The sequence below is a fragment of the Micromonospora aridisoli genome (assembly GCF_056150025.1).
Window position 1 is genome coordinate 169,752 of sequence record NZ_JAXCFK010000001.1, and the last position, 19,361, is coordinate 189,112.

At 73.3% G+C, this 19,361-nt stretch carries 17 protein-coding genes; 11 read left to right on the forward strand and 6 right to left on the reverse strand.

Annotated elements, in window-relative coordinates:
* Nucleotide 1: 1 nt before the first annotated feature.
* Nucleotides 2–2,680, reverse strand: a complete 2,679-nt coding sequence (locus tag SM447_RS00705; protein ID WP_474570751.1) for a LuxR C-terminal-related transcriptional regulator — start codon at nt 2,678–2,680, stop codon at nt 2–4.
* Between the two features lie 198 nt (nt 2,681–2,878).
* On the opposite strand from SM447_RS00705, the gene SM447_RS00710 reads away from it, so the two are divergent.
* The 11 genes from SM447_RS00710 (at nt 2,879) to rdgB (ending at nt 12,223) form a co-directional block, all read left to right on the forward strand.
* Nucleotides 2,879–4,396: a P-loop NTPase family protein gene (locus SM447_RS00710; RefSeq protein ID WP_474570752.1), complete on the forward strand. Its 1,518-nt coding sequence runs from the start codon at nt 2,879–2,881 to the stop codon at nt 4,394–4,396.
* A 157-nt stretch (nt 4,397–4,553) separates the two neighbouring features.
* Entirely contained in the window at nt 4,554–4,844 is a 291-nt protein-coding gene (gene clpS, locus SM447_RS00715; RefSeq protein ID WP_474570753.1) for an ATP-dependent Clp protease adapter ClpS, read from the forward strand.
* Between the two features lie 2 nt (nt 4,845–4,846).
* Nucleotides 4,847–5,341, forward strand: a complete 495-nt coding sequence (locus tag SM447_RS00720) for a DUF2017 domain-containing protein (RefSeq protein ID WP_474571219.1) — start codon at nt 4,847–4,849, stop codon at nt 5,339–5,341.
* A 54-nt stretch (nt 5,342–5,395) separates the two neighbouring features.
* Nucleotides 5,396–5,884, forward strand: a complete 489-nt coding sequence (locus SM447_RS00725; protein WP_474570754.1) for a M67 family metallopeptidase — start codon at nt 5,396–5,398, stop codon at nt 5,882–5,884.
* 64 nt (nt 5,885–5,948) lie between these two features.
* The gene (locus SM447_RS00730; RefSeq protein WP_474570755.1) at nt 5,949–6,326 is read left to right on the forward strand and encodes a MoaD family protein; all 378 of its coding nucleotides are present in this window, start codon (nt 5,949–5,951) and stop codon (nt 6,324–6,326) included.
* Nucleotides 6,327–6,336: 10 nt separating this feature from the next.
* Entirely contained in the window at nt 6,337–7,302 is a 966-nt protein-coding gene (locus tag SM447_RS00735; protein ID WP_474570756.1) for a PLP-dependent cysteine synthase family protein, read from the forward strand.
* A 269-nt stretch (nt 7,303–7,571) separates the two neighbouring features.
* Nucleotides 7,572–8,318: an MBL fold metallo-hydrolase gene (locus SM447_RS00740; RefSeq protein ID WP_203997800.1), complete on the forward strand. Its 747-nt coding sequence runs from the start codon at nt 7,572–7,574 to the stop codon at nt 8,316–8,318.
* A 98-nt stretch (nt 8,319–8,416) separates the two neighbouring features.
* On the forward strand, nt 8,417–9,562 hold the full coding sequence (locus SM447_RS00745; RefSeq protein ID WP_474570757.1) for a glycosyltransferase family 4 protein: 1,146 nt from the start codon (nt 8,417–8,419) through the stop codon (nt 9,560–9,562).
* A gap of 92 nt (nt 9,563–9,654) precedes the next feature.
* Nucleotides 9,655–10,764: a glycosyltransferase gene (locus SM447_RS00750; protein ID WP_474571220.1), complete on the forward strand. Its 1,110-nt coding sequence runs from the start codon at nt 9,655–9,657 to the stop codon at nt 10,762–10,764.
* Between the two features lie 68 nt (nt 10,765–10,832).
* On the forward strand, nt 10,833–11,564 hold the full coding sequence (gene rph / locus SM447_RS00755) for a ribonuclease PH (RefSeq protein WP_474570758.1): 732 nt from the start codon (nt 10,833–10,835) through the stop codon (nt 11,562–11,564).
* Nucleotides 11,565–11,617: 53 nt separating this feature from the next.
* On the forward strand, nt 11,618–12,223 hold the full coding sequence (gene rdgB, locus SM447_RS00760; RefSeq protein ID WP_474570759.1) for an RdgB/HAM1 family non-canonical purine NTP pyrophosphatase: 606 nt from the start codon (nt 11,618–11,620) through the stop codon (nt 12,221–12,223).
* Nucleotides 12,224–12,282: 59 nt separating this feature from the next.
* On the opposite strand, the gene hutH is transcribed toward rdgB, so the two are convergent.
* The 5 genes from hutH to SM447_RS00785 all read right to left on the reverse strand — a co-directional run bounded on the left by hutH (nt 12,283) and on the right by SM447_RS00785 (nt 19,350).
* Entirely contained in the window at nt 12,283–13,818 is a 1,536-nt protein-coding gene (gene hutH / locus SM447_RS00765; RefSeq protein WP_474570760.1) for a histidine ammonia-lyase, read from the reverse strand.
* Nucleotides 13,815–15,020 carry an imidazolonepropionase gene (hutI, locus tag SM447_RS00770; RefSeq protein ID WP_474570761.1) on the reverse strand — a complete coding sequence of 402 codons (1,206 nt, stop codon included), beginning with the start codon at nt 15,018–15,020 and terminating at the stop codon, nt 13,815–13,817. The genes hutH and hutI overlap by 4 nt, the downstream gene beginning before the upstream one ends.
* Entirely contained in the window at nt 15,013–16,374 is a 1,362-nt protein-coding gene (locus SM447_RS00775) for a formimidoylglutamate deiminase (protein ID WP_474570762.1), read from the reverse strand. The genes hutI and SM447_RS00775 overlap by 8 nt, the downstream gene beginning before the upstream one ends.
* Before the next feature lie 91 nt (nt 16,375–16,465).
* Entirely contained in the window at nt 16,466–17,686 is a 1,221-nt protein-coding gene (locus tag SM447_RS00780) for an allantoate amidohydrolase (protein WP_474570763.1), read from the reverse strand.
* 11 nt (nt 17,687–17,697) lie between these two features.
* Nucleotides 17,698–19,350: a urocanate hydratase gene (locus SM447_RS00785; RefSeq protein ID WP_474570764.1), complete on the reverse strand. Its 1,653-nt coding sequence runs from the start codon at nt 19,348–19,350 to the stop codon at nt 17,698–17,700.
* Nucleotides 19,351–19,361 lie beyond the last annotated feature (11 nt).

The following is a 19,361-nucleotide window of genomic DNA, read 5'->3' on the forward strand; positions in this document are numbered from 1 at the left end:
TTCACGTCGCCGCCGTGCCGTCGTGCCCCGGGATCGTACGCAGGGCCGTCTTGAGCTCCGCGCGGCTGGTCACCCCGAGCTTGCTGTACACGCGTTGCAGGTGGTTCTCCACCGTGCGGGCGGAGAGAAACAGCTGCTCGGCGATGGCGCGGCTGGTGCCACCGTCCACCGCGAGCCGAGCCACCTGCCACTCCCGGTCGGTCAACGTCGGGGTGGCCGCCTGCAGCGCCGGCGTGTGCACCATGTCACAGCAGGCGAGCAGCGCGCCAAGCCGCTGACGGGCGTGCGCCACCTCGGGGGAGCGGCGCTGCCGCAGCAGCTGCACCGCGCCGGCAGCGGCCTCGGCCGCCAGCAGGTCGAGCCCGCGCTCCGCGAAGCAGTCGGCGGCACTGAGCAGGCCCTCCGGCAGGCCGTCGGCCGCCGCTCGGGCGTGCCGGGCCAGCAGCGGCGGCAGCTCGCCGTCGACCTGTTCCGACAGCTCGGTCAACCGCTGCGCCACGGTGCGGCGGCTGCCGTCGGAACACCTCGGGCCGGTCGGTGCCGCAGCCTGGCCCAGCCGCACCAGGTCGTGCAGCACCAGCGCCTCGTGCCCGGCGAAGCCGTCGGCACGCAGCCGATCCACCAGGCCGTGGAGTTTGCTCACCGCCGTGGGCAGGTCGCCGCCGGCGGCCAGCGTCGCCACTCGGGCCTGCTCCAGCCACGGGTACAGCACGCCCATGCTGGGCGAGTGGAGGCGGTCGGCTTCGGCCATCGCCTCGGCCGCCTGCCGGGCGTCGCCGCGCAGCGCGGCGGCCTGGGCCCGCTCCGACTGGGCCAGCCCCGCGTAGACCCGGCTGGTCGCCAGCACCGCGCAGGCGCTGAGCGCCGCCTGCAACGCGGTGTCGCTGCGTCCGCGCAGGCGAGCCGCGTACGACCGCAGGACCGCCAGGTAGCCGGTGCCGAGCCGGAAATCGCCCGCGTCAGCGAGGTCGGCGAACTCGTCGGCGACCAGTGCGTCGATGCCGTCGAGATCACCCGAGAGTGCCAACCGGGTCCCCCGGGCCAGCTCCACCGCCAGTTGCAGGTACGGCATGTCCGCCCGCCAGCTGGCCACCTTCGCTTGCACCAGGTCCACCGCTGCGGCGCTGCGGCTGAACTGCCCCTGCACCGCCTGCAGGTGGGCGATCGTGCAGCGGGCCAGCTCGCGGGCGGCGACGCTGGCCGCCGGCCGGTCGAGCACACCCTGGGCGAGCCGTAGCGCGGCGGGTGCGTCCAACCGGTGCAGCCGCATGATCGCCTCGAAGGCGCGAGCCCGGGCCTGAGCGGCGGAGTCGGTCAGTTTCGTGCCCTCGGCGGCGATCTCCTCCACGGTGGACGCCTGGCTCAGCCCCCAGTAGCTGACCATCCCGCGGACCGTCAGCCACCGGCTGAGCCGCTCCTCCTGGCCGGCGTCGGTGGCGACGGCGTCGAGCACGCCGAGCGCCTCGGCCGGCCGGTCGGCGAACATCAGGATGGTGGCCAGCAGCTCGGCCGCGTCGAACCCGCCACCGGCGTCGAGCGCCGCACGGGCCAGCCGGGTGGCCAGCGGTACGTCGTAGCGCGCGAACGCCTCACCGGCCGCGGCGATCAGCATCGCCGGGTCCTGCGCGGTGCCCGAGGCCAGTCGCCACCTCGCCACCCGCAGCAGATCCTCCCGCCGCCGCTTGCCGACCTGCTCCAACAGGTCCGCCAGGTGCGCCTGCAACCGGCGGGTACGGCTCACCGGGCACTGCCGGCGTACCACCTCGCCGTAGAGGGGGTGCGCCAGCCGGACGTCGAGCCGCCGGTCGGACTCCACCATCGTGATGAGTCCGCGTTCCTCGGCGTACTCCACGTCGTGCTGCTCCACGGCCTGGTGCAGCAGTCGTAGACCGAGCGGCTCGCCGAACGCGACCAGCTCGACCACCGCCCGCACGCCCGGGGTGAGCTGTCCGATCCGGATGTCGATCAGCTCGGTCAGGCTGGGTGCCAGCTCCAGCCGACCGGTCCAGGTCCAGACGCCGTACCTCTCGACCAGTTCGCCGCTGTTGGTGGCGGCGTGCACCAGCTCGCGCAGCAGCAGCGGGTTGCCGGCGCTGAGCCGCCCCAGCCGGTCGGTGGAGCCGCTGTCCACCTGGCCGCCGACGATGGCGGTGAGTAGGCCGGCCGTCTCGTCCGGCGTCATCGGCCCCAGCTCGGCCCGCTCGACCAGGCCGTCCGTCCACAGTGCCCGGATCGGCAGCGGGATCTGCTCCCCGTCACGCAGGGTGCCGACCACCGAGGCGTTCTCCGCCCGGGCCACCAGGTGCACCAGCGCGGCCGACGGCGGGTCGAGCAGGTGGGCGTCGTCGACCGCGAGCACGATCCGCCGGCCGGCGGCCTGTTGCTGCAACACGTCGACGGCCCACCGTAGGATGCCGGCCGGGGAGAGGCCCTGCGGTTGCTCGACGGGAAGCACCTGGACCACGCCACCGAAGGCCATCGCGGAGGTGGTGGCGCTGGCCGCGATCCGCCAGACCGCGTACTTCTCGCCCGGCAACGCGTCGACGGCCTCGTGCAGCAGCCGGCTCTTGCCGATCCCGGCGCTGCCGGTGAAGAGGATTCCCCGGCCGCGGACGCCGGCCACCGCCAGCCGGAGACGGTCGAGTTGCTCAGCCCGGCCCACGAAGCTCCACCGACTCATTCGCGCAGCATATCGATGGAACTTCCACTCGGACGGTAGCGCGCGGCGGCGAACTTGAGTAGACATAGAGTTACCGGTGAGTATCGCAATTGTCCCGTTCCCGACGCCGGCAGCCTTACTCTTCCGGAATCCGGGTGTCGCCACCCGACTTCACCGCGACCGGCCTGACGGTCGCCCTGCCTCGGAGGCCGCCGCCTGATGAAGCCGGGCCCGCTCCACCACCTCGGCACGCCCGACGACGAGGCCGGACCGCACGGTCGACGGCCCTTTCCCGAGCGGCTCGGCGTCTCGAGCACCGATGCCCACGAGCCGATTGCGGTGATCGCGGCCGGGCCTGCGGCCACCGGGCGGAGCGGCCTGCTCGCCACGCTGCTCGAACTGGACTCCGGCCTGCTCGCCGTGCCAGCCGGTAGCTGGCTGGTGGTACGGCACAGTGTCGAGCCGACCCGGGCCGCCTACGTGCCCGGCTACCGGACGCCGCACTCGTACCGACCGGACCTTCCGGCTGTCGGGCCGGCGCTGGCCAGGCCGCCGCGGCGGGTCGAGCTGAGCCTGCCCCAGCCCTTGTTGAAGCGCTTCGTGCTGGTCGACACGCCGGACATCGCCACGCTCGGTCCGCCCGGTTGCGGGGTCCTGCTCGACGCGGTGGGCCGGGCCGGCGCACTCCTGTTCGTGATCGCGGCGGATCAGTCGTTCGGCGCCGCAGAGCTGAACCTGCTGTCCGAGATCGCCGGGACACCCGTCCGGGTCTTCTTCGCGGTCACGCCGGGCGCCGAAGGTTGGGCGGCCGGTGAGGGCACGGCGGCGGTGCGGAGTTCGGGGGAGCCCGGAGGTCCGGCGGTTGATCCGGTCGCGGTCACCGTCGAGGCGCACCGGGCCACACTGCTCGCCGCCGTGCCCGGGCTGGCCGAGGCCCGCTGGTTCCCGATGGTCGCCGGCGCCGAGGCCGACGTGCGGCGGGCGCTGGTGGACTGGGCCGCCGAGGAGGAACTGCGCCGCGGCAGCCTGGAGCCACCCGAGTTGCCGGGCGAGCGTGGCCGGGTGCCGGTGCTGGCCGAGCCGGTCGAATGGTCGGAACAGCTCGACCGGCAGGCGCGCAACGCCGCCCGGCGCATCCGCCAGCACCTCGCCCTGGAACTGGCCAACATGCACATGCGGGTGGTGCAGGAGATCGTCTTCGGCGTCGGCTGTGCCGGTCTGCCCCAACTGCTCGACCGGGAGATGGCGGCGCTGTCGCTGCTGGCCACGGAGCAGTGTGACCACCACGCCGCCGAACTCGTCGAGGACGCCGCCGGCCGGCTCTTCGGTGCGCCGCTGCCCGAGGGGATCCGCCGGCGTATCGACAAGGCGGTGCGCTGGGGCCTGGTCGACGACGCCACCGGACAGGAGTTGGAGCGGGCCTTCCTGGTCACCAGTACGGCCGGCGTCGCCTCACTCACCGACGCCGCGGCGATCGACATGCTGTCCGCCTATCCGGCGCCAGCCCGCACGGCGGTTCTCCCGCCGGTGGCCGTGGCGCTGTCGGGTGGCTGCTGGCAGCACTGGCGGGCACCCGGCAACAACGACCCGAGCGCGGCGCGGGCCTGGGCCCAGCGGGCGTTGCGGGAGATCGAGCTGGAGCTGTCGCGGGAGGTCGCGCGACGGTTCGAGGCGGTCCGCCTCTCGCTCGGCACGGTGCTGTCAGATGCTGCCGAACACGGCATCCTGCTCGCCTGACCGGGCCGCCAGCCACCCTTCCGGCGGTGCCGGCGGGGTGCCTCCGCACGTCCTGAGCGCGACCGGCCGTGGTGAGGGCGCGGCCGTGGGTGGCGATCCGGGCCGGTCCGGCGTTCCGGTTCCTCGGTTCCCCGGATCCGGTGGCACGATGGGGGGCATGGCAGCTCCGCAGGTTGCACCGGTCGAGACCCCGGACACCGATGAGGTGCCGGCACCCGACCGGCCGTGGGTGACGATCGTGTGGGACGACCCGGTCAACCTGATGACCTACGTGACCTGGGTGTTCCAGAAGCTCTTCGGATACAGCCGGGAGAAGGCCGAGCAGCTCATGTTGGACGTGCACCACAAGGGGAAGGCCGTGGTCTCCAGCGGGGCCCGGGAACGCATGGAGCACGACGCGTCGCAGCTGCACGCGTACGGCCTCTGGGCGACGGTGGAGCGGTCGTGAGCATGTTCCGCCGCCGGGGCGACCGGTACGTCGCCACCTTCGCCGTGGACGAGGTGCGGGTCCTCCGAAAGGTCGCCTCCGAGGTGGTGGGCCTGCTCACCGACGGCTTCGACCACTCCGACCCGGTGGTCTGTCGGCTCTTCCCGGAGGCCTACCCCGACGACTCGGCGGGCACCGCCGAGTTCCGCCGCTACACCGAGGGCGACCTGAAGACCGCGAAGATCGATCAGGCTGGCGCGATCCTGGCCGCGCTGCCCGGCGACAGTGGCGGGGAGGTACGCCTGGACGCCGAGGCGGCGGAGGCGTGGTTGCGGGCGCTCAACGACGCTCGGCTGGCGATGGGCGTGCGGCTGGAGATCAAGGACGGGACGGACCTCGGCGCGGAACTCGACGACGCGGTCGCCGACGACCCGAGCTCCAGCCGGGTGTTCCAGCTTTCGGTCTACGCGTATCTCGGTTATCTCCAGGAGTCCCTGCTCAACGCCTTGATCGACTGACTGTGACCGGCACCGCCTCGCGGATGGCGGTGGTCGGGCGCTACCCTTGGCGACGTGCTGAGCATCGACCGGTCGATCGTCGACGCGATCGTCGCCCACGCCCGTCGGGACCACCCCGACGAGGCCTGCGGCGTGGTCGCCGGTCCCGTCGGCAAGGACACGCCGACCCGGCACATCCCCATGGAGAACGCCGCCCGTTCGATGACCTTCTACGAGTTCGACTCGATGGAGCAGCTGCGGGTGTGGCGCGAGATGGACGACCGGGATGAGGAACCGGTGGTCATCTACCACTCGCACACCGCCACCGAGGCGTACCCGTCACGCACGGACATCTCCTTCGCCGGTGAGCCCGGCGCGCACTATCTGCTCGTCTCCACCCGCGAGCCCGACACGGAGGAGATCCGCTCCTTCCGCATCGTGGACGGCGTGGTGACCGAGGAGCCGGTGCGGATCCTCGACGCCGGGGTGGATCCGCACGCCGTGCAGTCCTACATGTTCGGGCAGAGCCCGGCGACGGTCGACTACGAGTGTTCGGGCCGCTGATCTCCTTCAGCCCCCGCACACCCTTTCCCGTCACCGAGCACACCCGATCGAGGAGTACGACACCATGGCCATCGAGGTTCGCATCCCCACCATCCTGCGCAGCTACACCGGCGGCGCGAAGGTCGTCGAGGGCAGCGGTGACACGCTGGACGACCTGCTCACCGACCTGGACTCCCGGCACGGCGGGCTGCGCGGCCGGCTGGTCACCGAGGCCGGCGCGCTGCACCGATTCGTCAACGTCTACGTCAACGACGAGGACGTCCGCTTCCTCGGCGCGCTGGACGCCAAGCTCAACGACGGCGACAGCGTGACCATCCTGCCCGCGGTGGCCGGCGGCGCGTTCGGCTTCGCCGCCGCCGCGGCGATCGCCCAGCACAGCGCCGCCGCGATCGCGCAGCCCGCCGCCGCGAGCGGACACCCGGCGCGCGTCGCCGTGAGCTGAGGCGGCCGCGATGGCGCGGTACGACAGCCTCCTGGACGCCTGCGGTGGGACCCCGTTGGTGGGGCTGCCCCGACTGTCGCCGACGGTGCCCGAGGGCGCACCGCCGGTGCGGCTGTGGGCGAAGCTCGAGGACCGCAACCCGACCGGCAGCGTCAAGGACCGGGCCGCCCTGTTCATGGTCCGGGCCGCGGAGGCCGCCGGCCGGCTCCGGCCCGGCGACACCATCCTGGAGCCGACCAGCGGCAACACCGGCATCTCCCTGGCCATGGTGGCCAAGCTGCGCGGCTACCGCCTGGTCTGCGTGATGCCCGAGAACGTCTCCACCGAGCGGGTGCAACTGCTCCGGATGTACGGCGCTGAGATCATTTTCTCGCCGGCGGCGGGCGGTTCCAACCAGGCGGTGGCCACTGCCAAGCAGATCGCCACCGAGCATCCGGACTGGGTGATGCTCTTCCAGTACGGCAACGAGGCGAACGCCCGGGCGCACTACGAGACGACCGGGCCCGAGCTGCTGCACGACCTGCCGACCATCACCCACTTCGTGGCCGGGCTGGGTACCACCGGGACCCTGATGGGCACCGGACGCTACCTGCGCGAGAAGGTCGACGGCATCCAGATCGTCGCCGCCGAGCCGCGCTACGGCGAGCTGGTATACGGGCTGCGCAACATCGACGAGGGGTACGTCCCCGAGCTCTACGACGCGACCGTGCTGACCCGGCGGTTCTCCGTCGGCACCCGGGACGCGGTGCTGCGTACCCGGCAGCTGGTCGAGGTCGAGGGGCTGTTCGTGGGCTTCTCCACGGGCGCGGTCCTGCACGCCGCGTTGGCCGTGGCGCACGAGGCGGTGCGTGCCGGCCGTCGCGCCGACGTGGCGTTCGTGGTCAGTGACGGCGGCTGGAAGTACCTGAGCACCGGGGCGTACGGTGGGACGCTCTCCGACGCCGAGGAGGCGCTGGAGGGCCAGCTCTGGGCCTGACCTGCGACGCGATCGACAAGTGACGAGGGCCACCGGCGCGATGCCGGTGGCCCTCGGCGCGTCGGTTCGTCCGGACCGGCCACTCCGGTGACCCGATGGTCGATCGGACGGGCGAAACCGGTGTCACGTTGATGACAACTTCCAGCAGATCATTCTTGCCCTTGCGTGCGCGGGCGTAGGCTGCGCAGCGTGGCGTACGCGTCGGTAGTGATCACCGCCGGAGCGGCGGCCGGCACGATCACTACCTACCGTGACAGCGAGACAACTCGATGCGACTGACCGTCCTGGGCTGTGCGGGCAGCTTCCCCGGACCCGAGTCCCCCTGTTCGGCCTATCTGGTCGAGGCCGAGGACTTCCGGCTCCTGGTCGACTTCGGCTCGGGCTCACTGTCGACCCTTCAGCGTTACGCCGGGCTGCACGCCCCGGACGCCATCCTCCTGACCCATCTGCACTGCGACCACATCCTCGACGCCGCGACCTACGTGGTCGTGCGGCGGTACGCCCCGGACGGGCCGTATCCGCCGTTGCCGGTCTACGCGCCAGCCGGTGCTCCGGACCGGCTCGCCACCGCGTACGGGCAGGAGGACAGCACCGTCGAGGACGTCTACCAGTTCTACGCGCTGCAGCCCGGCACCTTCCCGATCGGCCCGTTCACCGTCACCGTCGACCGGGTGCTGCATCCCGTGGAGACCTACGGCGTACGGCTGGAGCACGGTGGTCGGGTGCTCTGCTACTCGTCGGACACCGCCCCCTGCGAGGCGCTGCTGCGGCTGGCCCAGAACGCCGACGTCTTCCTCTGCGAGGCCAGCTACCTCGACGGCGTGGACAACCCGCCGGACCTGCACCTCACCGGAGGCGAAGCGGGCGAGGCGGCGGCCAAGGCCAACGTCGGACGGCTGTTGTTGACCCACCTGGTCCCCGCCTGGGGCAGCGAGGCGCTCACCGTGGCCGCCGCCTCCGCCGCGTACGCCGGCCCGCTGGAAGTGGTCCGGCCCGGCGCCAGCTACGACGTCTGACCCGCCGATCCGTCGGGCGCGGGTTCGTGCCGTAGTGTTCGCCGGCCGGTCAACCTGACGTCTCCTGGACCTTCGCTGCCACCACCACGGTGAGAGGCATGCGGATCGCCATCGTGACCGAGTCGTTCCCGCCGGACGTCAATGGAGTCGCACACTCGGTCGTGCGGGCGGCCGAGCACCTCGTCAAACGCGGCCACGAGCCGCTGGTGATCGCCCCCGCGCCGCCGGGGACGCGGCGTCGTGACGCCGACCGCTACCCGTACCCGGTCGTCCGCATCCCGAGCGTGCCGTTGCCCCGCTACCAGGGCTTCCGGCTCGGCGTACCGACGAACAACCGGTTGGCCGGGGTGCTGCTGGAGCATGCGCCCGACGTCGTGCATCTGGCCAGCCCGTTCATCCTCGGCGCTCGGGCGGCGGTGCTGGCGACCCGGCACGGGCTGCCCACGGTCGCCGTCTACCAGACCGACGTGGCCGCCTACGCCCGGGCGTACCGGGTCGGTTGGGGTGAGACCGCGGCCTGGCGGCGGCTGCGCGAGATCCACAATTCGGCGCGGCGCACGCTTGCCCCCTCCACCCGGGCCGCCGCCGACCTCGCCGCGCACGGTGTGCAGCGGGTGTGGCTGTGGCGCCGGGGCGTCGACGCCGAGCGTTTCCACCCTGACAAGCGTTGTCCGAGCCTGCGTCGGGCCTTCGCACCCGACGGCGAAATACTGGTGGGGTACGTCGGGCGGCTCGCCCCGGAGAAGCGGGTCGAACTGCTCGCCGCCACCGCCCGACTGCCCGGCGTCCGGGTCGTGGTCGCCGGTGACGGCCCGGCCCGCCGTCAGCTCGAACGGGATCTGCCCGGGGTGCGTTTCCTCGGCGTCCAGCAGGGCGAGGCCCTGGCCCGCCTCTACGCCAGTCTCGACCTGTTCGTGCACACCGGTCCGCACGAGACCTTCGGCCAGACCGTCCAGGAGGCGCTGGCCAGCGGCGTGCCCGTGGTCGCGCCCGCCAGCGGCGGGCCGCTCGACCTGGTCACGCCGGGCGAGACCGGCGTCCTGGTGCCCCCCGGTGACCAGACGGCGATCGCCGACGCGGTGGCCGCGCTGGCCGCCGACGGGTCACGCCGGCGCGCGTACGGCCTCGCGGCCCGCGCGGCGGTGAACGGACGCAGCTGGGCGGCGGTCGGCGACGAACTGCTCGGGCACTACCGGGCAGCCCTGGCCACCACGCCGGTCGTCGACCTGCCGGCGGCGTCGTGACCGGCCCCTACCCGGCCCGCACCACCACGATCCAGACCAGCGGCGCCGGCGCCGCGACCCGGGCCGCGGGAACGCCCACCGGTGCGCTCCGGATCGTCCGGCTGGCCAGCTTCGTCACCGGCACCTCCGGCGGGCTGCGCACCGCGTTGCAGCAACTGGGCGCGGGCTACCGGGAAGCCGGTCACGAACCGGTCCTCGTCGTGCCCGGACGCCACGACGACGACCGCCACCACCCGTGGGGCAGGGTGGTCACCCTGGCCGGTCCGCCGCTGCCGCTCAGCGGCGGCTACCGCCTGCTCACCGACCGACGTCGACTGTCCCGGCTGCTGACCACGCTCGCGCCGGACCGCCTGGAGGTGTCCGACCGGTCGACGCTGCGCTGGACCGGTGACTGGGCACGGGCACACGGCGTGCCGTCGGTGATGGTCTCCCACGAGTCCCTCACCGGCCTGCTCGGTGCCTGGGGCGTGCCCGGCGCGCTGGGGCGGCGGCTCGCCGACCGGCTGAACGCCGACACCGCCCGCCGTTACGACCGGATCGTCTGCACCACCCGGTGGGCGGCCGAGGAGTTCACCCGCATCGGCGTGCCCCACGTCGACCTCGTACCGCTCGGCGTCGACCTGGACACCTTCCATCCCGGCCGGGCCGACCCGACGGTCCGCGAACGGTACGCCGACTCGACCGAGGTGCTGCTGGTGCACTGTGCCCGGCTGTCCGTGGAGAAACGACCGGAGCTGGCCATCGACGCCTTGGCCGAGCTGCGGGAAGCCGGCGTACCGGCGGTGCTGGTGATGGTCGGCGACGGCCCGCGCCGTACCGCCCTGCTGCGGCGCGCGGCGGACCTGCCGGTCACCTTCACCGGCTTCCTGCCCGACCGTCGGGCCCTCGCGGCGTTGCTGGCCAGCGCCGACGTGGTCCTGGCCCCCGGCCCGGTGGAAACCTTCGGCCTGGCCGGGCTGGAGGCGTTGGCCTGCGGCACCCCGGTGGTGGTCAACGCGGCCAGCGCCCTGCCCGAGGTGATCGGGTCGGGCGGGCTCGCCGCCGACGGCACCCCGTCGACGATCGCCGACGCCGTCCGTCAACTCCTGGCGCACCCTGAGGACCGGCGGCGGGCCGCCGCCCGACACCGGGCCGAGCAGTTCGGCTGGACCTCGGCGGTCGCCGGGTTCCTCCGCGCGCACCGCGTCGACGTCCACCGCTGACCGGGCCGGCGCCGACGGCGGCGGACACCCGGGGACGGTTCGATCAGCGCACCACATAGGGTGCAGGCATGGCGCGACCTGACGGGCGGCGACCCGACCAACTTCGACCGGTGACCCTGACCCGTGGGTGGAGCACCCATCCCGAGGGGTCGGTGCTGGTGGAATTCGGCGGCACCCGGGTGCTGTGCACCGCCAGTGTCACCGAGGGGGTGCCCCGCTGGCGTCGCGGCTCCGGGCTGGGCTGGGTCACCGCGGAGTACGCGATGCTGCCCCGGGCCACCAACACCCGTTCGGACCGGGAGAGCGTCAAGGGCCGGGTCGGTGGGCGTACCCACGAGATCTCCCGACTGGTTGGTCGGAGCCTGCGCGCCGCCATCGACCTCAAGGCGCTCGGCGAGAACTCGATCGTGCTCGACTGCGACGTCCTCCAGGCCGACGGCGGTACCCGCACCGCCGCGATCACCGGGGCCTACGTGGCGCTGTACGACGCGGTGAACTGGCTCGCCGCGCGCAAGGCCCTGGCCGGCAACCCGGAAAAGGTCATGCACCGTTCGGTCTCCGCCGTGAGCGTCGGTGTGGTCAACGGCGAGCCGCGGCTGGATCTGTGCTACGACGAGGATGTGGCCGCCGAGGTCGACATGAACGTGGTCTGCACCGGCGCCGGCGACTTCGTCGAGGTGCAGGGGACCGGCGAAGCCGGTGTGTTCGCCCGCGAGCAGCTCGACGCCCTGCTCGACCTGGCGGTGGTCGGTTGTCTGGACCTTGCCGAAGCCCAGCGGAAGGCTCTTCTCTCCGCGTGAGCGCGAGGAGTGAGCTTGCGAGCCCCGCAGTCGCGAACGAAGGATGACTCAGCATGAACAAGGTGCTCCTCGCCACGCGGAACCAGAAGAAGCTGATCGAGTTGCAGCGCATCCTGGACGGGGCGCTCGGCGCGCACCGGATCGCCCTGATCGGGCTGGACGACGTCGAGGCGTACCCGGAGCTGCCGGAGACCGGGCTGACCTTCGGCGAGAACGCGCTGATCAAGGCTCGGGAGGGCTGCCGGCGTACCGGGCTGCCGACGATCGCCGACGACTCCGGGCTGGCCGTCGACGCGCTCAACGGGATGCCGGGGGTGTTCAGCGCCCGCTGGGCCGGGCGGCACGGTGACGACCAGGCCAACCTCCAGCTGGTGCTCGACCAGATCGGCGACGTGCCCGACGAACACCGCGGCGCCTCGTTCGTCTGCACCGTCGCGCTGGTGCTGCCCGGCGGCAAGGAGCATCTGGTCGACGGCCGGCAGGCGGGCCGGCTGCTGCGCGCCCCGCGCGGTGACGGCGGGTTCGGCTACGACCCGATCTTCCTCGGCGACGGCCAGGACCGCACCAACGCCGAGCTGACCCCGCAGGAGAAGGACGCGGTCAGCCACCGTGGCAAGGCCCTGCGCGAGCTGGCCGCCCTGGTCGCCAAGGTCCTCTGACCGGGTGGATCCTGGTCCGGGTACGCCCTCCGAGGGGCGCTTCCCGGACCAGGATCGCCTCAGCTCAGCGGGCCGAGTTCCGCCTCGATGGCGGTGCGGAGGTCGGGGCCGGCCAGCACCGCGCGGGCGGCCTCCATCAACGGGGCGAGGAAGACGTCGGGGCCCGGTTCGCCGACGGCCCCGCCGAGCGCGGCGATCGCCGCCCGGCCGGCCGGCGACGGCGTCAACGGGGCCCGGAGCTGGAGCCCGCGTACGGCCGCGAGCAGTTCGACCGCGAGCAGGCTGGTCAGGTTGTCCAGGACGGTACGTAGCTTCTTGGCCGCCGCCCAGCCCATCGAGACGTGGTCCTCCTGCATGCCGCTGGTGGGTAGCGAATCCACCGAGGCCGGTGCGGCCAGCCGGCGATTCTCGGCGACGATCCCGGCGGCCGTGTACTGGGCGATCATCAGCCCGGAGTTGACCCCCGCGTCGGGGGAGAGGAACGCCGGCAGGTCCCGCGAGCGGGTGACGTCGAGCAGCCGGTCCACCCGACGTTCGGCGATCGCGCCCACCTCGGCGGCGGCGATGGCCAGGAAGTCCGCCGCGAAGCCCAGGGGCGCGCCGTGGAAGTTCCCGGTCGACTCGACCCGACCGTCGGGTAGCACCACCGGGTTGTCCACCAGCGAGACCAGTTCCCGGGCGGCGACCGTACGGACGAACTCCAGGGTGTCTCGTGCCGCGCCGGTCACCTGCGGGGCGCAGCGCATCGAATAGGCGTCCTGCACCGCGTGGGCCAGGTCGTCGCGGTGCGAGTCCATCACCGCCGAGTTCTGCAGCAGCCGGTGGATGTTGGCCGCCGAGACGCCCTGCCCGGGATGCGGGCGGATGGCGTGCAGCTCCGGCAGGAACGGCCGCTCCGAGCCGAGCATCGCCTCGATCGCCAGCGCGGCGGTCACGTCGGCCATGGTGAACAGGTGCGCGGCGTCGTGGATGGCGAGCAGCAGCATGCCGAGCATGCCGTCGGTGCCGTTGATCAGCGCCAGCCCCTCCTTGGCGGCCAGCTCGACCGGGGCGAGGCCGGCCCGGCGCAGCGCCTCGGCGGCGGGCATCCGCCCGCCGTCCGGGCCGAGCACCCAGCCCTCGCCGAGCAGCACCAGCGCACAGTGCGCCAGTGGTGCCAGGTCACCGGAGGCGCCCAGCGAACCGTGTTCCGGCACCCACGGGGTGACGTCGTGGTTGAGCAGGTCCACCAGGGCCTCGGCGACCAGCGGCCGTACCCCGGAATGGCCGAGCGCCAGCGAGCGGACCCGCAGCAGCATCATCGCCCGCACCACCTCCCGCGGCATCGGCGCGCCGACCCCGGCGGCGTGCGACCGGATCAGCGCGTGCTGCAGCTCGGCGCGGCGCTCGGGCGCGACGAAGGTGTTCGCCAGGGCCCCGAAACCGGTCGACACGCCGTACACGGGCCGGCCGGCGGCCTCGATTCCGTCCACGATGGACCGGCTGGTGGCCATCGCCTCGATGGTGGCCGGGTCGAGGACGACCTTGGCCGCGCCGCGCGCCACGGCGATCACGTCGGCGGGGGAGATCCCGGTGGGCTGAATGGTGACGGTCATCGCGGTACTCCGTTGTGCAGGACCTGGCGGATCAGTGGAACCCCGGGCCGGTAGGCCAGGTGCAGGTGGGACGGGGCGTCGAGGATGATCAGGTCGGCACGGGCACCGGGCCGCAGCACGCCGACGTCGTCGCGGCGCAACGCCCGCGCGCCGCCGGCCGTCGCGGCCCAGACCGCCTCCGCCGGGGTCATCCTCATCTCGCGTACGGCCAGCGCGATGCAGAACGGCATCGACGAGGTGTACGACGAGCCGGGGTTGCAGTCGGTGGCCAGGGCCACGGTGACCCCGGCGTCGAGCAGCCGGCGGGCGTCCGGATAGGGCGACCGGGTGGAGAACTCGGCCCCGGGCAGCAGGGTCGCCACGGTCGCCGTGTGGCCGCCCTCGGCGCACATGCAGTCGACCCGGGTCGACGCCAGCGCGTCGATGTCGGCGTCGCTCAGGTGGGTGCAGTGGTCGACGCTGGCCGCGCCCAGCTCCACCCCGAGCCGCACGCCCGGGCCGGGGCCGAGCTGGTTGGCGTGCACCCGTACCCCGAGCCCCATGGCCTGCCCGCAGGCCAGGATCGCCCGGGCGTGGTCGGCGTCGAAGGCCCCCCGCTCGCAGAACACGTCGATCCAGCGGGCGTACGGCGCGGCGGCGGCCAGCATCGGCCCGCAGACCAGCCCGACGTAGTCGTCGGGGCGGTCGGCGTACTCGGCCGGCACCACGTGCGCCCCGAGGTAGGTGGTCTCCTCGCTGACCTCGCTGGCGATCCGCAGCGACCGGGCCTCGTCGACGACGGTCAGGCCGTACCCACTCTTGATCTCGATCGTGGTGGTGCCCTGCCGCAACGCCTCCGCGCGCAACCGGCGCACGGTGGCGCGCAGCTCGCCGTCGGAGGCCGCCCGGGTGGCACCGACCGTGGTGCGGATGCCGCCACCGGTGTACGGCTGCCCGGCCATCCGGGCGGCGAACTCGGCCGCCCGGTCCCCGGCGAAGACGAGATGGGCGTGACTGTCCACGAAGCCCGGCAGCACCGCCGCACCGGCGGCGTCGATGCGCCGGTCGGCGGCCGGAGCGTCGGCGGTCGGGCCGATCCAGGCCACCTCGCCGTCCTCGACGAGCACCGCGGCCCGTCGCCGGATCCCCAGCGGCCCGCCCTCGCCCCGGCCGGCCTCGTTGGTGACCAGCTCACCGATGTTGTCCACCAGCAGACTAGACATCGGCCACTCCCGCGATCGCCGTCGCCAGTTCCCGGGGCACGTCCATGCGGACGTGGTGGCCGTCGCGGACCAGCACCCGGCCGTCCACCACCACCTGCGCGACATCGGCCGCGCTGGCCGCGAACCAGACGCCCGCCGGGGTCACCCCGGCCGTGCGTACGCTGTCCAGCCGCACCGTGACCAGGTCGGCCCGGTCACCTACGGCGATCCGGCCGGCGTCGGTCCAGCCCAGCGCGGCGTGCCCGGCCTCGCTCGCCGCGGTCAGCAGCTCGGCCGGGGCGAAGTGGCCGCGCTTGCGGGTGCGCAGCCGTTCGTCCAGCTCGACGGCGCGTGCCTCCTCGAACGGGTCGATCACCGCGTGGCTGTCGCTGCCCAGGCTGAGCGGGATACCCGCGTCGGCCATCCGGCGGGCCGGCCCGATGCCGTCGGCGAGATCGCGTTCGGTGGTCGGACAGAGGCAGACCCCGGTGCGGTGTTCGCCGAGCAGACCCACGTCGGCGCTGGTCGGGTGGGTGGCGTGCACCGCCGTGGTGGCCCGGCCGAGCACCCCGTGGTCGGCGAGCAGACGCGTCGGGGTGCACCCGTGTACCGCGCGGCAGGCGTCGTTCTCGGCGGGCTGCTCCGAAAGGTGCACGTGCAGTGGCGCGTCGCGGCGGTGCGCCCAGCCGGCCACCGTGGCGAGCTGCGCGGCCGGTACCGCGCGGACCGAGTGGATCGCGGCACCGAGGCGGGCGTGCCCACCTTCCGGGGTGAACCGGTCGACCCGCTGGGCCCAGCGCAGCGCGTCACCGTCGCCGAACCGCTGCTGTGACCCGACCAGCGGCCGGCCGTCCACCGAGGCGGTCAGGTAGCAGGTGTCCAGCAGGGTCAGTCGGATGCCCGCCTGCGCCGCCGCCTCGACCAGCGCCGCGCCCATCGCGTTCGGGTCCGCGTAGGGGGTGCCGCCCGGCCCGTGATGCAGGTAGTGGAACTCGCCGACGCAGGTGATCCCGGCCAGCGCCATCTCGGCGTAGACCGCCCGGGCCAGCGCCAGATAGGAGTCGGGGTCGAGGCGCGCGGTGACCGCGTACATCTGGTCCCGCCAGCTCCAGAAGTCGCCCCGCCCACCGTGGGTGCGTCCGCGCAGCGCCCGGTGGAAGGCGTGCGAGTGGGCGTTGGCCAGGCCGGGCAGGGTCAGCCCCGGCAGCCGGACCGCGTCGGTCAGCACGTCCACCCCGGCGTCCGGCTGGCCGCCCGACGACAGTGGGGTGACGCCGGTGATCCGGCCATTGACCGTCTCGATCAACACGTCCGGGGTCGGCTCGGTCTGCTCGGGCAGCCACGCGTACTCGGTGAGCCAGCGGATCGACGTCATCGGGTCTGCTCCCTGTCGAGCTGAACCGCCTGCGTCATCAGCCGGTCAGCACCCGGCCGGGCGGCTGCCGGCGTCGGTTCGCCCACCGTGTTCAGCGGCATGTCAGCTCCTCCAAGACCCTGGCCAGCGCGACCACCCCGGCGGCACAGTCGCTGTCGGTGGCCGACTCGGCGGGGGAGTGCGACACCCCGGTCGGGTTGCGGACGAAGAGCATCGCGGTGGGCACGTGGGCGGCGAGCACCCCGGCGTCGTGTCCCGCCCCGGTGGGCAGCACCGGGGCGGCCAGCAGCCCGGCCAGCCGGTCGGCCAGCCCACCGTCGAAGGCCACCAGCGGGGTCGTCGACTCCTCGGTCAGCGTGACCTCGGTGCCGTCGCGGCGGGCCCGCTCGACGACCTTGGCCCGGACCGCCTCGACCAGGCCGGTCAGTGTCTCCGGTTCGGCGGCGCGGGCGTCCAGCCAGCCGGTGACCCGCGAGGGCACGGCGTTGGTCGCGTTCGGCTCGACGGCCACCCGGCCGACCGTGGCGAGGGCGTCGCGCAGCCGGGCCTCCTTGTTGGCGGCGAGCACCGTGAACGCGTACGTCAACATGGGATCGCGGCGGTCGGCCATCCGGGTCGTACCGGCGTGGTTTCCCTCGCCGGTGAAGTCGAAGCGCCACCGGCCGTGCGGCCAGATCGCGCTGGCCACCGCGACCGGGGCACCCTGATCGACCAGCGCGCGGCCCTGCTCGACGTGCAGCTCCACGAAGGCGGACAGGCGGCCGAGCAGCACCGGGTCGACGCCCGCCGGCCGGGCACCCAGCGCCTCGGCGAAGCTCACCCCGGCCGCGTCGCGCAGCGCGCCCGCCCGCTCGGCGTCGAGCTGCCCGGTGAGCAGCCGGGAACCCAGACACGGTACGCCGAACCGGGCCCCCTCCTCCTCCACGAACGCGGCGACGACCAGCGGCCGGGACGGCGCGACGCCGGCCGCGCGCAGCTCGTCCACGGCCAGCAGCGCGCTGACGATGCCGAGTGGCCCGTCGTACGCACCGCCGTGCGGCACCGAGTCGAAGTGGCTGCCGGTCAGGATCGCGTTCCCGGCGTCCGGGTCACCCCACCAGGCGAACAGGTTGCCGTTGCCGTCCTCGTGGACCGGCATGCCCCGCTGGTCGGCCTGCCCGCGGAACCACTCCCGCAGCCGCAGTTCCGGTTCGGTCAACGCGTACCGCAGGTAGCCGCCGCTGCGGTCGTCCCGCCCGATCGGGGCGATCTCGTCCCAGAGCTTGCGGAACCTGTTAAGAAGGGGCCCTTCCTCTACCGTATGCGTTAACAAGGGGCCCTTCCTTACTCCGCCATCGGAATGCGGACGTCGGTGTGCGGGGTGGGGTAACCGGCGTCGACGTGCCGGATGACGCCCATCGCCGGGTCGTTGGTCAGCACCCGCTCGATCTTCTGTCCGGCCAGGGCGGTGCCGTCGGCCACGCAGACCTGACCGGCGTGGATGGAGCGGCCGATGCCGACCCCGCCGCCGTGGTGGATGGACACCCAGGACGCCCCGCTGGCGGTGTTGACCAGCGCGTTGAGCAGCGGCCAGTCGGCGATCGCATCGGAGCCGTCGGCCATCGCCTCGGTCTCCCGGTAGGGGCTGGCCACGCTGCCGCAGTCCAGGTGGTCGCGGCCGATCACCACCGGCGCGCTCAGCTCACCGGAGGCGACCATCTCGTTGAACCGTACGCCAGCCTTGTCGCGCTCACCGTAGCCGAGCCAGCAGATGCGTGCCGGCAGGCCCTGGAAGGCGACCCGCTCGCCGGCCAACCGGATCCACCGCGCGAGGGACTCGTTCTCCGGGAACAGGTCCAGGATCGCCCGGTCGGTGGTGGCGATGTCGGCGGGGTCGCCGGAGAGCGCCGCCCACCGGAACGGCCCCTTGCCCTCGCAGAACAACGGCCGGATGTACGCCGGCACGAAGCCGGGGAAGTCGAACGCGCGTTCGTACCCGCCGAGGCGCGCCTCGCCCCGGATCGAGTTGCCGTAGTCGAAGACCTCCGCACCCGCGTCGAGGAAGCCCACCATCGCCTCGACGTGCTTGGCCATCGAGGCCCGGGCCCGATCGGTGAACTCGGCCGGCTTGGCCGCCGCGTACTCCCGGGCGTCGGCCAGCTCCACCCCCTCCGGCAGGTACGACAGCGGATCGTGGGCGCTGGTCTGGTCGGTGACGATGTCGATCGGTACGCCTCGCCGCAGCAGTTCCGGGAAGACCGTGGCGGCGTTGCCGACCACGCCGACGCTCAGCGCCCGCCGGTCGCGTTTCGCGGCCAGCACCCGCTCGACCGCGTCGTCCAGGCTGTCGGCGATCTCGTCCAGGTAGCGGTCGTGCGCCCGGCGCTCCAGCCGGGTCCGGTCCACGTCCACGATCAGGCAGACGCCGCCGTTCATGGTGACCGCGAGCGGCTGCGCCCCGCCCATGCCGCCGCAGCCGCCGGTGAGCGTCAGCGTGCCGGCCAGGGTGCCGTCGAACCTCTTGGCGGCGACCGCGGCGAAGGTCTCGTAGGTGCCCTGGAGGATGCCCTGGGTGCCGATGTAGATCCACGAGCCGGCGGTCATCTGCCCGTACATGGTCAGGCCGAGCTGCTCCAGGCGGCGGAACTCCGGCCAGGTCGCCCAGTCGCCGACCAGGTTCGAGTTGGCCAGCAGCACCCGGGGCGCCCATTCGTGGGTACGCATGACGCCGACCGGGCGGCCCGACTGCACCAGCATCGTCTCGTCGTCGCGCAGGTCGGTCAGCGTCCGCACCAGCGCGTGGTACGACGGCCAGTCCCGGGCGGCGCGGCCGGTGCCGCCGTACACGACGAGGTCGTCGGGGCGCTCGGCGACCTCGGGATCGAGGTTGTTCATCAGCATCCGCAGGGCGGCCTCCTGCGGCCAGCCCCGGGCGGTGCGCTCGGTGCCGCGTGCGGCCCGGACGGGACCGGGCGCGGCCTGGGTGGATTGCGTCATTGCGGGCCTCC